Source organism: Streptomyces sp. NPDC059649, assembly GCF_042734445.1.
Taxonomy (GTDB): domain Bacteria; phylum Actinomycetota; class Actinomycetes; order Streptomycetales; family Streptomycetaceae; genus Streptomyces.
Genome location: NZ_JBHWDV010000006.1, coordinates 153,105 through 165,632, shown reverse-complemented (window position 1 = coordinate 165,632; position 12,528 = coordinate 153,105). Strand labels below are relative to the sequence as shown.

Sequence of the window (12,528 nt, the reverse complement as noted above, 5' to 3'; positions counted from 1 at the left end):
ACGGCATGGTGCAGCGCTTGACACAAAAATCGAACAGCTATTCTCATGGGAGATCCGGCCCATGATTTCGGGGTTTCCGCGAAGTTATCCACAGGCCGGAGCCGGGTCCGGGCGCGTTGTCAGTGGCAGGCGTTAGCGTCATGGACGTGAAGCGATCGACTCAAGCAAATCGGGTGGAACCCATGGCAGGCACTGACCGCGAGAAGGCGCTGGACGCCGCGCTCGCACAGATTGAACGGCAATTCGGCAAGGGCGCAGTGATGCGCATGGGGGAGCGGTCGAAGGAGCCCATCGAGGTCATCCCCACCGGATCCACCGCCCTCGACGTCGCCCTGGGCGTCGGCGGCCTCCCCCGAGGCCGCGTCATCGAGGTCTACGGCCCGGAATCCTCCGGTAAGACGACCCTGACCCTGCACGCGGTCGCGAACGCCCAGCGGGCCGGCGGCTCCGTCGCGTTCATCGACGCCGAGCACGCCCTCGACCCCGAGTACGCCAAGAAGCTCGGTGTGGACACCGACGCCCTGATCCTCTCCCAGCCGGACAACGGCGAGCAGGCCCTGGAGATCGTGGACATGCTGGTCCGCTCCGGTGCGCTCGACCTCATCGTGATCGACTCCGTCGCCGCCCTGGTGCCGCGGGCCGAGATCGAGGGCGAGATGGGCGACTCCCACGTCGGCCTCCAGGCCCGGCTGATGAGCCAGGCCCTGCGCAAGATCACCAGCGCGCTCAACCAGTCGAAGACCACGGCGATCTTCATCAACCAGCTCCGCGAGAAGATCGGCGTGATGTTCGGCTCGCCGGAGACCACGACCGGTGGCCGGGCCCTGAAGTTCTACGCCTCGGTGCGCCTGGACATCCGCCGCATCGAAACCCTCAAGGACGGCACCGAAGCCGTGGGTAACCGCACCCGCGTCAAGGTCGTCAAGAACAAGGTCTCGCCGCCCTTCAAGCAGGCCGAGTTCGACATCCTCTACGGCCAGGGCATCAGCCGCGAGGGCGGCCTGATCGACATGGGCGTGGAGCACGGCTTCATCCGCAAGTCCGGCGCCTGGTACACGTACGAGGGCGACCAGCTCGGCCAGGGCAAGGAGAACGCCCGCAACTTCCTCAAGGACAACCCGGATCTCGCCAACGAGATCGAGAAGAAGATCAAGGAGAAGCTGGGCATCGGCGTCAAGCCGCAGGACCCGGCGGCGGAGCCCAGTGCGGACGCCGCGGGCGGGGCGGCCGACGCGGCGCCGGCGGCCCCGGCCGCGGCGACGAAGAGCGCCAAGGGTTCCAAGGCCGCCGCGGCCAAGAGCTAGTCCGCCATGACACGGCGAACGGAATGGCCGGACAGCGCGGACGGGATGAGCAGCGCTGCCGGTGACGCCGAGACCCGTAGCGGCCGCAGGGGCGGCCGTGGCCGTGGCCGTGAGAACGGCGGTGGTTCAGCTCTCGCCTTCGGCGAGGGCGAACCCGCCTCGTCGAGGGCCGAGGGGGGACCACCGCGTACGCCCGAGGAGCAGGCGCGGGCCATATGCCTGCGCCTGCTCACCGGGAGTCCGCGTACCCGGAAACAGCTGGAGGATGCCTTGCGCCGGCGCGGCATCCCCGACGAGGCCGCGCAGGAGGTGCTGTCCCGGTTCGAGGACGTCGGACTGATCGACGACGCGGCCTTCGCCGACGCCTGGGTGGAGTCCCGCCACCACGGGCGCGGCCTGGCCCGGCGGGCCCTGGCCCGGGAGCTGCGGACGAAGGGTGTGGACTCCGCTCTGATCGAGGAGGCGGTCGGCCGCCTCGACTCTGAGCAGGAGGAGTCCACCGCCCGCGAACTGGTCGACCGCAAGCTGCGCTCGACCAGGGGCCTGGACCGCGAGAAACGCTTGCGCCGCCTGGCGGGAATGCTGGCCCGCAAGGGCTACCCGGAGGGCCTGGCCCTCCGCGTGGTCAGACAGGCCCTGGAGGAAGAGGGCGAGGACCCGGACCTCCTGGAACAGCACCTGCCGGAGCACTGACCCGTCCCGTAACGAGGGGGGGCTACTGCTGCTGCTGACCTGTTGTGTTGGCCTTGAGGGGAGCTGGCCACCTGGGGTCCTGCCTTGAGGGGAGCTGACCTGTTGTCCTGGCCTTGAGGCGAGCTGGGTGGTGGGGGGCTGGCCGGGGCTCGGGATGCGGTCAGCGATATGGGGCGGTGAGGGCTGCGCTGAAGCGGCAGCGGGGGCGGGGGAGGCGGGTGGGTGGGGCGGGGTGGCCCCGGGGGAGGGGAGGAAGCCCCCGCACGCCACGGAGGGCAGCCCCAGGCCGGGCGCCCGCCCACACCCCATGCCGACAGCACCGGCCTCAGCCCGCCCGCATCACCTCGGGTTCCCGCCCGCGACCGGCAAGCCCGCTGTGCGCCAGGCCTGGAAGCCGCCGGTGAGGTCGGTGGCTTGGTGGAGGCCCAGGTGGCGGAGGGAGAGGGCGGCGAGGCTGGAGGCGTAGCCCTCGTTGCAGATCACCACGACGGGCAGGTCGTGGTGGGTCGCTTCCGGCGCGCGGTGCGCGCCGGTGGGGTCCAGGCGCCACTCCAGTTCGTTGCGTTCCACGATCAGGGCGCCGGGGATGGTGCCGTCGCGGTCGCGTAGTTGGGCGTAGCGAATGTCGACGAGCAGGCCGCCCGATTGCTGTACGGCGGCGGCCTCCTCCGGGTCGAGCCGTCGGCCCAGTTGCCGGCGGGCGTCGGCGAGCAGGGCGTCGATGGCGCTCACGTCCACTCCTCCGGGCGCTCGACCTCTTCCAGGCGGAGTACCTGGCCGGTGCGGCTGTAGCGGCGCATCAGCGGCAGCGGCGGGTAGTAGGCGTGCACGGAGACCGCGTGGGTGTCCGGCGAGGTGTTGAGGACCTGGTGGACGTGGTGCGGGCCGAAGGCCCGGCCGCGGCCGTCGCCGAGCGTGCGTTCCCGGTCGACGCCGTCGGCGAGTTCCAGGGTTTTCCAGCCCTCGGTGGGGAGTTGGGCGGCGAGCGACTGTTCCGTCAGCTCGCCCGTCGCCGTGGCGAACGCACCGTGTGAGCCGCCGTGGTCGTGCCAGCCGGTGCCGGTGCCCGGCGGCCAGCCGATCAGCCAGGCCTCGCTGCCGCCCGGCCCGTCCAGCCGGATCCAGGTCCGGCCTTCGGGGTCCAGCGGGAGGGAAGCGATGAGTGCCGGGTCGGCAGCGGTACGGCGGACGAAGTCGAGGAGTGCGGAGGCGTCGGGCTCGCTGCCCTTGCCGGCGGTGTCATCGCCGGGGGCGTGCGGGCGCGCGGGGGTACGTACGTCGGGCACGGAAACCGTCCTGAGTGATCGCGAAGAGGCGCGGCTGCCGGACAGGGGCAGGCGGCCGCGCGGGGAAGGAAAGGCGGATCAGCAGGACGGGCGACACATGCAGCCCGCATAGCGGACCAGGTCCAGATGGACCCTCCGCCAGAATCGCAAGCTGTGGTCAGTCACTCTCGGAGTGAAACATGCTGGTTCCGGACGGGTCAACCGGGCGATCGGGGCGGGACTCTGCGCCGGTGCTCAACCCATGGCCCGTCCGGTGCTCAGCCCGCGGCCCCCTCCAGCGCCCATTTCTGGCCCTCAACCCGTCTCCCTCTACGGTGCTCAGCCCCCGGCCCGCCGCAGCGTCCTCTCCTGCGCTCAGTCCGCGGTGCCCCCGGCGTCCCATCCGGCGTCCGCTCCCGCGCTCGCGCCAGGGTTCGCTCCCGCGCTCGCGCCAGAGTCCACTCCTGCGCTCGCTCCGGCGCCCGGCTCGTCCCCGTTCTCGTCCGCGCCTCCGTACGCCTCCCCGGACTCGGCCTCGGCCCCAGCGCCCGCTCCGCCCCCAGCACCCTCCCCGGCCCCGGGCCCCTCCCCGGCCTCAGCACCCTCCCGAGCCCCAGTACCGTCCCGGGCCTCGTCATCACCCACCGGCCCCAGACCATTCCCCACCCTCGGCGCGCCCACCGATCGCACTGACCCGAACGACTCCACCGACCCCAACGACTCCATCGACCCCACCGCACCCGCGGAATCGGAACCCACAGAACCAGAACCCACGGAACCAGAACCCACGGAACCCGAGTCCAGGCAACCCGCACCCACAGAATCCCCCAGACCCCTCACACTCCCCGAGCCCCGCGCGCCCCCCGGGCGCTCATAAGCGCCCGGGATTGCCGATGTGTCGTCAGATGTGCCGCCCCGGGCCGCCTCCGCGCAGGCGTGGAGTTCCGTCGGGCGGACGCCGGGGGCGAGGGCGGTGACCAGGTGGCCGTCGGGGCGTACGAGGAGGACGGTGTGGGCGGCGGCGCCCGGGTAGGACTCGGTGACCAGGACCTCGGCGGGCATCGGGAGCGCCGCGGCGGCACTGCTCAGCCGGGGCATCAGACCCGCCGACTGCCAGTGCCGGCGGTCCCAGACGGTGGTGCCGGGCGCCACCAGCACCACCAGCAGCCCCTGCCCGAGGCGGGTGCGCAACCGGACCACCGAACCGTCCGGCGCGGTCACCGGTACGTCCGTCACCGGCGCCCCCGGCGGCGTTTCGACCAGCGGTCCGCCGGTGTGCGCGGCGGGCGGGGCCAGCGGCGTACGGGCGTACACCGGTGGGGCGCCCAGCGGGCCGCGGCCCAGGTGGCCGTCGGTCAGCAGCGTGCTGCGGCCGCGCGCGGCGCCGGGCAGGACGGTGCGCCAGCGGGCCGACCGGCCGTCCCGCAGCAGCGGCAGCGCCTGGTCGGCGGCGCGCAGCCGGGCCGCGACCGCGCCCCGCCGCTCGGCCTGGTAGCTGTCGAGCAGTGTCTCGGTGGCGCCGTGGTGCCAGGCCAGCCCCAGCTTCCAGGCGAGGTTCTCGGCGTCCCGCAGCCCCTCGTCCAGGCCCTGGGTGCCGAGCGCGCCCAGCAGGTGCGCGGCGTCCCCGGCGAGGAAGGCGCGGCCCTGCCGCCAGCAGCGGGCCAGCCGGTGGTGGACGGTGTGCACGCCGGTGTCGAGGAGTTCGTACGGGGGGACCAGCCGGCCGGAGCCCCGGGCGCCGTCCCCGTCCGCGCCGGTACCGCCGCCGGCCTCGACCGGGTACTCGGTGGTCCAGCCGGCCAGCGAGTCGCGGATCCGGGCGACCAGGGCGTCCGGAGTGACCAGTTCGCGGCCCGGGGGCAGCAGCCAGTCCAGCCGCCAGACGCCGCCGGCCAGCGGGCGGGCGGAGACCTCGCTGCCCGGTGTGCCGCCCTGCCGGGGCGGTGAGCGGTGCAGCAGCGCCTCGCCGGGCCAGGGGAGTTCGCAGCGCAGTGCGGCCACCGCATGCCGCTCGACGGCCGTACGGCCGGGGAAGCGGATGTCCAGCAGCTTGCGCACGGTCGACCGGGGGCCGTCGCAGCCGATGAGGTAACTCCCGCGCCACCACGTGCCGTTGGGGCCACGGGTGTGGGCGCTGATGCCGTGCTCGTCCTGTTCGAGGTCGGTCAGCCGGCTGCCGGTGACGACCTCGGCGAGCTTCTCCCGCTCCAGCGCGGCGCGCAGTGCGCGGGTGAGGGCGTGCTGGGGGAGGTGCACCGGGGAGGTGGCGGCGGGCCCGGCCGCGGTGTCCGTGGTGTGCGGGGCGAAGGCGACGCGTTCCACCAGGCGCCGGCGGCGCATGATCCGCCAGGCCGTCCAGCGGGTGCCGGCGGACTCCAGGGTGGCGGCGCAGCCGAGCCGGCCGACGAACGCCGCGGTGTCCTCGCGGAGGACCGCGGTGCGGGCGGGCCGGGTGTCCTCCTGGCCGGTGGTCTCGTCGAGGACGATGGAGGGGACGCCGAGCCGGGCGAGGGCGAGCGCGAGGGAGAGGCCGACCGGGCCGCCCCCGGCGACGATCACCGGGTCCACGGCGCTGCTCCCCGGGGCCGCTGGTTCGTACGGGACATGCGGGAACTGGCAGTTGGAGCCCGGTGCGTGATCACACAGCGTATGCAACCCACTGCGGCCGCTCGCGTCAAGTGACGGAGGCGGTGGCGCCGTTGCCACCGCCTCCGGACGGTTCCGTACCGGCGCGCGGCCGGCGTACCGTCAGTCCTTCGTGTCCGCCGGCGCGTCCACCGGGGCCGCGGTTTCCAGGGCGTCGGTGGCCGTCACCGGCTCCCCGGCAGCCGCCACGCCGATCCCGGTCTTCGCCCGCCGCCCGCGCCGCTCGATCCAGTTGGCGAGGGCGGACAGCGCCAGACACATCGCCACGTAGAGGGAACCGGTGACGATGATGAACGGGACGTAGGTGTCCTCGCCGTTGACGAGGATGTTGGTGCTCATCAGACGGGCGGTGTAGAGCAGTTCCTCGAACGTGATGATGTAGCCGAGGGAGGTGTCCTTCAGCGTCACCACGAGCTGGCTGATGATCGTCGGCAGCATCGCGCGGACCGCCTGCGGGATCAGCACGGTCGTCATGACCTGGGTCTTGCTCATGCCCAGGGCGTAGGCGGCCTCACGCTGGCCCTTGGGCACGGAGTCGATACCGGCCCGCAGGACCTCGGCCTGGACGGAGCCGTTGTAGACCGTCAGGCCGATGACCAGGGCCCAGAACTGCGGCTGATCGCCGGAGAGGCCGATCGCGTCGCGGTTGGTGAGGAGCAGGACCCAGATCACGTAGATCGTGATCAGCAGCGGGACGGCGCGGAAGAGTTCGATGAACCCGGTCGCCAGCCAGCGCACGGGCTTGTGGTCCGACAGTCGCGCGACCGCCAGCAGGGTGCCGAGGACCAGGGAGAGCACCGCGGCGACCGCGAAGACCTCGAGGGTCGTCAGCAGCCCGTTGCGGATGTTGGTGCGCACCCCCGCGTTGTTGAAGATGTCCCACCGCTCGGGCTCGAACTGTCCCGTCGCGTTGAGCCGCATCACCACGAACCCGATCAGGGCGAGTACCGCGAGCCCACCGAGGACGGTGTAGAGGCGGTTGCGTACCTTCGCCTTCGGCCCGGGGACGTCGTAGAGAACGCTGGCCCCACTCATGCCGTTACCTCACTTCGTTCCGCCCCGCCTGCGCGTGGCCCCCACGTGCTGTCGTTCGTCCCCGGGCCTTCGGCCGGGGGGACCCCCATGTCGCGTCCGTTCACCGGGCGACCCCCATCCGGCGCTCCAGCAGCCGGAAGGCGCCGCTGATGGTGAAGGTGATGACGAGGTAGGCGAGCGCGACCCACAGGAAGATCCAGGCGATCGCGTACCCCTGGTCGCTGAGCAGCTTGGCGAAGCCGAACAGCTCGGTGACGCTGAACGCACCCGCGATGGCGGAGTTCTTCGTGAGTGCGATGAAGATGCTGCTCAGTGGCGGCAGCACGGTGCGGGTGGCCTGCGGCAGGACGATCAGGCGCAGGGTCTGCGAGAACGTCATCCCGAGGCTGCGCGCGGCCTCCGCCTGTCCGAGCGGCACGGTGTTGATGCCGGAGCGCACCGCTTCGCACACGAACGAGGAGGTGTAGAAGCCCAGCGCCAGCATGGCCAGCACGAAGGGGCTCAATCCCTTGAAGAGCACCTGGGGCACGACGAACATCGCGATCAGGAAGAGCAGCGTCAGCGGGGTGTTGCGCAGCAGCGTGACCCAGGCCGTTCCGAACGCGCGCAGCGGCGGGATCGGAGAGACCCGGAATCCGGCTATGAGGACGCCGAGCACCAGGGCGATCACCGCGCTCGCCGCGGTGATCGCCAGGGTTCCGAGGAACCCGTCACGGAACGCGGGCAGATGATCGAGGAGTACGTTCATGGGGTCTCCGCGGTAGCGGTCATCGGGTCGACGGCGGGCAGGGAAGAGACGGGGTGACGACAGCGCGCCCCGTACACCCGGCCACGGCGGGCGTACGGGGCGGCGCGGTCAGGAGGTGCGGTCCGGCGCCTCAGTACCGCGGCAGCGGCATCTGCGGGGCGACGTAGGACGACCCGGACTTGCCGAGAGTGCCCTCGTAGGCCTTCTTGTAGTCGCCGTTCTTGATGTGGCTCTCCAGCGCGGTGGTGATCGCGTCGCGCAGGGCCTTGTCGTTCTTGTCCATGCCGACGCCGTACGGCTCCTTGGTGAACGGCTTGTTCACCACGCGGAGCTTCGTCGGGCGCTGGGCCGCGTAGCCCTTGAGGATCGCGTCGTCGGTGGTGACCGCGTCGACGTCGCCGTCGATCAGCTTCTTCACGCAGTCCGAGTACTTGCCGAGCTCGATGGTCTTGGCGCCGTACTTCTTCTTCTTGATCTCCTGGAGCGGAGTGGAGCCGGTGATGGAGCAGACCGTCTTGCCGTGGAGCGAGTCCGGGCCGGTGATGGCCTTGTCGTCCTTGCGCACCAGGAGGTCGGCGCCCGCGGTGTAGTACGGGCCCGCGAAGCCGACCTGCTTCTTGCGCTCGTCGTTGATCGTGTAGGTGCCGACGTAGTAGTCGACGTCGTGCCCGGAGATCTTGGTCTCACGGACGTTGGAGTCGACCGTGCTGAACTTGATCTGCTTCTCCGAGAAGCCCAGGTCGGCCGCGACCATCTTCGCGATCTCGATGTCGAAGCCGGAGTACTTGCCCGACGAGGGGTCCTGGTAGCCCAGGAACGGCTGGTCGGCCTTGACGCCGATGACGATCTGGCCCTTCTGCTGGGCCTTCTTCAGCACCGGCGAGTTGACCTTGACGTCCTTGGCGACCTTGTACGTGCCGCTGTAGACCTCGCCGCCGGCCGGCTTGTCGCCGGCCGTGCCGGACTCGCCGCCGCAGGCGGTCGCCGTGGCCGCCAGCGCGAGCACCACCGCACCGGCCGCGGCCGTCTTGAGCATCCTCATGGTGAACATCCTTTGGTTCAGCAGGTGTTGGCAATGATGGTGGCCCAACTGCGGCCTCAGTGGTGAAGGATCTTCGACAGGAAGTCCTTGGCGCGGTCGCTGCGCGGGTTGTTGAAGAACTGGTTCGGCTCGGCCTCTTCGATGATGCGGCCGTCCGCCATGAAGACCACACGGTTCGCCGCGGAGCGCGCGAAGCCCATCTCATGGGTGACCACGACCATCGTCATGCCGTCCCGGGCGAGCTGCTGCATCACGTCCAGCACCTCGTTGATCATCTCCGGGTCGAGCGCGGAGGTCGGCTCGTCGAACAGCATCACCTTCGGGTCCATGGCCAGCGCCCGGGCGATCGCCACCCGCTGCTGCTGCCCGCCGGAGAGCTGTGCGGGGTACTTCTCCGCCTGGGTGCCGACGCCGACCCGGTCCAGCAGGGCGCGGGCCTTCTGCTCGGCCGTCGCCTTGTCCGTTTTGCGGACCTTGGTCTGGCCCAGCATCACGTTCTCCAGCACCGTCTTGTGTGCGAAGAGGTTGAACGACTGGAAGACCATGCCGACGTCCGCGCGGAGCCGGGCCAGGTCGCGGCCCTCCTGCGGCAGCGGCTTGCCGTCGATGGTGATGCTGCCGGAGTCGATGGTCTCCAGGCGGTTGATCGTGCGGCAGAGCGTCGACTTGCCGGAGCCCGAGGGCCCGATCACGACGACGACCTCACCCCGGTTGATCGTCAGGTCGATGTCCTGGAGCACGTGCAGCGCGCCGAAGTGCTTGTTCACGTTGTCCAGCACGACCAGCTGGTCACCCGCCGGCGGGGAACCCTCGGCGTTCTTGGTCACCGATACTTCACTCATCGGCGTACAGCTCCGTCCTCCTCGGTTGGGGAGGACCCTAGTGACGCCCCGCGACCAGCGTCATTACATCTGAGGGGAACTTGAGCATAACGATCCGGTCGCAGCGGGACACTCAGGGTGAAGGGGTTGGGGGGAGCGGGGGAGACGGGCGCGAGGTGGCCGGGCGGCCGGGTTCCGTAGTGGCGGAGTGCCGCCGGCGTACCGGCTGGGTAACGGATGGCGGCCGGGAGGTGGCCTGCTCTTGACGCGCGCACCCGCCATCGCCGTAGATGCCCTGTGGCCTGTCCGTACGCACCCGGGAAGGAGGCCCGATGAGACTGCTGCTGGTCGAGGACGACGATCATGTCGCCGCGGCGCTGGCCGCCGTGCTCGCCAGGCACGGCCTGTCCGTCGTTCACGCGCGCAGTGGCGAGGAGGCGCTCAAGGCCCTGCTGCCCGATGCCGCCGAGCCGTTCGCGGTGGTGCTGCTCGATCTCGGGCTGCCGGACCAGGACGGCTTCGAGGTGTGCGGTCGGATCCGCAAGATCAGCACGACCCCGGTCATCATGGTCACCGCGCGCTCCGATGTGCGCTCGCGGATACACGGCCTCAACCTGGGCGCGGACGACTATGTGGTCAAGCCGTACGACACCGGTGAGCTGCTGGCCCGTATCCACGCGGTGAGCCGGCGGAACGCGGTGCCGCCGGCCGGCGGTGCGGAGCAGCCGGTCGAGGAGGGCGTGCCCGAGGCGCCGCTGCGGCTCGGCGCGGTGACCGTCGAACTCCCCACCCGCCAGGTGTCCGTGGACGGCACCGCGGTGCCGCTGACCCGTAAGGAGTTCGATCTGCTGGCGCTGCTCGCCCAGCGGCCCGGGGTGGTCTTCCGCCGGGAGCAGATCATCAGCGAGGTGTGGCGGACGAGTTGGGAGGGCACCGGCCGGACCCTGGAGGTGCATATCGCCTCACTCCGGGCCAAACTGCGCATGCCCGCCCTGATCGAGACCGTACGGGGCGTCGGCTACCGCTTGGTCGTGCCCGCCTCCCCGCCCTCGCCGGCTCCCTGAAGGCCGCCGCGGGCACGTGCGCACCCGACTCCTTCCGCTCCTCATCGTCCTGATGGCCGGTGTGCTGCTCGCGCTCGGTATCCCGCTCGGCGTCATCACCGCTGGTGTGGAGCAGCAGAAGGTGGTCGTCGACCGGATCGACGACGCCGCCCGGTTCGCCTCGCTCGCGCAGTTCGTCACCGCCCGCCCCGATGCCGACGCCGGGCACAAGACGCCCGAGGAGGACGAGCGGCAGGCCACCCTCCGCTCGGAACTGGCGCGCTACTACGGCCTGTACGGGATCCGGGCCGGCGTCTTCTACCGCGACCGCTCCCCGATGGCCGCCGCCCCGCCGACGATGCCGGTGCCCCGCGACGGGGAGGGCGCCCGGGCCTTCAGCGAGGCGATGGCCGGCCGCCGCAGCCACGACCCGCACCAGATCTGGCCGTGGGACGACGACGGCCGGATCCCGGTCGCCTCACCGGTGATCCGCGACGGCGACGTGATCGCGGTGGTCATGACCGATTCGCCCACCGGGCAGATGCGCGCCCGGATCCTGCACGGCTGGCTGCTGATCGCGGCCGGCGAGTGCGCGGCCATGCTCGTCGCGGTCGCCGCGGCCTTCCGGCTCACCGGCTGGGTGCTGCGGCCCGTACGGGTCCTGGACGCGGCCAGCCACGACATCGCCACCGGCCGGATGAAGTCCCGGGTCGCCGCCACCGCCGGCCCGCCCGAACTGCGCCGGCTGGCCCGCTCCTTCAACGAGATGGCCGACCACGTCGAAGAGGTGCTGGAGCAGCAGCGCGCCTTCGTCGCCGACGCCTCCCACCAACTGCGCAATCCGCTGGCCGCGCTGCTGCTGCGGATCGAGCTGCTGGCCCTCGAACTCCCCGAAGGCAACGAGGAGATCGCCTCGGTGCGCACCGAGGGCAAGCGGCTGGCCCGGGTCCTGGACGATCTGCTCGGCCTCGCGCTCGCCGAGCACACCGCCGCCGACCTCCAGCTCACCGACGTGGCCGCACTGGCCGCCGAGCGCGTCGACTCCTGGCGCCCGATGGCCGACGACAAGGGCGTCCGGCTGTCCTACGAGGGCCAGCCCGCGGTCACCGGCTGGGCCGATCCGGTCGCCCTCTCCAGCGCCCTGGACGCGGTCGTCGACAACGCCCTGAAGTTCACCCCGGCCGGCCGGCCGGTGACCGTACGCGTGGCGCCGGACGGCGAGCAGGTGCGGATCACCGTGACCGACCGGGGGCCCGGGCTCACCGAGGACGAACTGGCCCGCATCGGTGACCGCTTCTGGCGCAGCAGCCGCCACCAGAACGTCTCCGGTTCCGGGCTCGGCCTGTCGATCACCCGCGCCCTGCTCGCCGCGGGTGGCGCCACCATCGCCTACGCCCCGCATCCGCCGCACGGCCTGGAGGTCACCGTGACCCTGCCGCGCTCCGCGCCCTGAACCGGCCGGCGCCGTGTGCTACCGTCGAAGCACGTTGCAGTTGTGGTACCCATGAACGTTGTGTGCGCCCGGAGGCTGGTAGCCCCGGGCGTTCCTGTTTTCCGGAGTTTTCCGGGCCGTTTCCGGTGTGGGGCGATGATCGCGGCGAAGGGGACCGCAAGGTGCGGTTCCCGATTTGCCCCATGAAGGAGAAAAACATGGCTTCCGGCACCGTCAAGTGGTTCAACTCGGAAAAGGGCTTCGGCTTCATCGAGCAGGACGGCGGCGGCCCCGACGTCTTCGCCCACTACTCGAACATCCAGGCCCAGGGCTTCCGTGAGCTGCTGGAGGGCCAGAAGGTCTCGTTCGACGTGACCCAGGGCCCGAAGGGCCCGCAGGCGGAGAACATCATCCCCGCCTGACGCCTCGCGCGTCTGCCCTGGCCTGTGGCGGCACTGCCCGCCGCAGGCCAGGGCGCTTTTTTGGCCGGGTCAGGGGC

At 71.3% G+C, this 12,528-nt stretch carries 12 protein-coding genes and 1 pseudogene; 5 read left to right on the top strand and 8 right to left on the bottom strand.

Annotated features, from left to right (window positions below; genetic code table 11):
* Positions 1–182: 182 nt before the first annotated feature.
* Together recA and recX are read left to right on the top strand one after the other, a co-directional pair.
* On the top strand, positions 183–1,304 hold the full coding sequence (gene recA, locus ACFV1J_RS11380; protein ID WP_385857069.1) for a recombinase RecA: 1,122 nt from the start codon (positions 183–185) through the stop codon (positions 1,302–1,304).
* Positions 1,305–1,310: 6 nt separating this feature from the next.
* Positions 1,311–1,997 carry a recombination regulator RecX gene (gene recX, locus ACFV1J_RS11375; protein WP_385857068.1) on the top strand — a complete coding sequence of 229 codons (687 nt, stop codon included), beginning with the start codon at positions 1,311–1,313 and terminating at the stop codon, positions 1,995–1,997.
* Positions 1,998–2,336: 339 nt separating this feature from the next.
* Here recX and ACFV1J_RS11370 read toward each other — a convergent pair whose 3' ends face one another.
* The 8 genes and pseudogenes from ACFV1J_RS11370 to ACFV1J_RS11335 all read right to left on the bottom strand — a co-directional run bounded on the left by ACFV1J_RS11370 (position 2,337) and on the right by ACFV1J_RS11335 (position 9,575).
* On the bottom strand, positions 2,337–2,729 hold the full coding sequence (locus ACFV1J_RS11370; protein ID WP_385857067.1) for a rhodanese-like domain-containing protein: 393 nt from the start codon (positions 2,727–2,729) through the stop codon (positions 2,337–2,339).
* Positions 2,726–3,283, bottom strand: a complete 558-nt coding sequence (locus ACFV1J_RS11365) for a cysteine dioxygenase (protein ID WP_385857066.1) — start codon at positions 3,281–3,283, stop codon at positions 2,726–2,728. The genes ACFV1J_RS11370 and ACFV1J_RS11365 overlap by 4 nt, the downstream gene beginning before the upstream one ends.
* A 78-nt stretch (positions 3,284–3,361) precedes the next feature.
* On the bottom strand, positions 3,362–3,448 hold the full coding sequence (locus ACFV1J_RS11360; protein WP_385857100.1) for a putative leader peptide: 87 nt from the start codon (positions 3,446–3,448) through the stop codon (positions 3,362–3,364).
* 717 nt (positions 3,449–4,165) lie between these two features.
* Positions 4,166–5,830, bottom strand: a pseudogene (locus tag ACFV1J_RS11355) (FAD-dependent monooxygenase); the annotation flags it as partial.
* 180 nt (positions 5,831–6,010) lie between these two features.
* Entirely contained in the window at positions 6,011–6,943 is a 933-nt protein-coding gene (locus tag ACFV1J_RS11350; RefSeq protein WP_385857065.1) for an amino acid ABC transporter permease, read from the bottom strand.
* Positions 6,944–7,043: 100 nt separating this feature from the next.
* Positions 7,044–7,691 carry an amino acid ABC transporter permease gene (locus ACFV1J_RS11345; protein WP_385857064.1) on the bottom strand — a complete coding sequence of 216 codons (648 nt, stop codon included), beginning with the start codon at positions 7,689–7,691 and terminating at the stop codon, positions 7,044–7,046.
* A 130-nt stretch (positions 7,692–7,821) separates the two neighbouring features.
* Entirely contained in the window at positions 7,822–8,733 is a 912-nt protein-coding gene (locus tag ACFV1J_RS11340; RefSeq protein WP_385857063.1) for a glutamate ABC transporter substrate-binding protein, read from the bottom strand.
* Between the two features lie 56 nt (positions 8,734–8,789).
* Entirely contained in the window at positions 8,790–9,575 is a 786-nt protein-coding gene (locus ACFV1J_RS11335; RefSeq protein WP_385857062.1) for an amino acid ABC transporter ATP-binding protein, read from the bottom strand.
* 311 nt (positions 9,576–9,886) lie between these two features.
* Here ACFV1J_RS11335 and ACFV1J_RS11330 point away from each other — a divergent pair, with 311 nt between their 5' ends.
* From ACFV1J_RS11330 to ACFV1J_RS11320, 3 genes are all read left to right on the top strand, one after another.
* Positions 9,887–10,618 (top strand): response regulator transcription factor, encoded by a 732-nt coding sequence (locus tag ACFV1J_RS11330; RefSeq protein ID WP_385857061.1) that lies wholly within the window; start codon positions 9,887–9,889, stop codon positions 10,616–10,618.
* 16 nt (positions 10,619–10,634) lie between these two features.
* Positions 10,635–12,050, top strand: a complete 1,416-nt coding sequence (locus ACFV1J_RS11325) for a sensor histidine kinase (RefSeq protein WP_385857060.1) — start codon at positions 10,635–10,637, stop codon at positions 12,048–12,050.
* A gap of 197 nt (positions 12,051–12,247) precedes the next feature.
* Entirely contained in the window at positions 12,248–12,451 is a 204-nt protein-coding gene (locus ACFV1J_RS11320) for a cold-shock protein (protein ID WP_030288153.1), read from the top strand.
* The last annotated feature ends 77 nt before the right edge of the window (positions 12,452–12,528 follow it).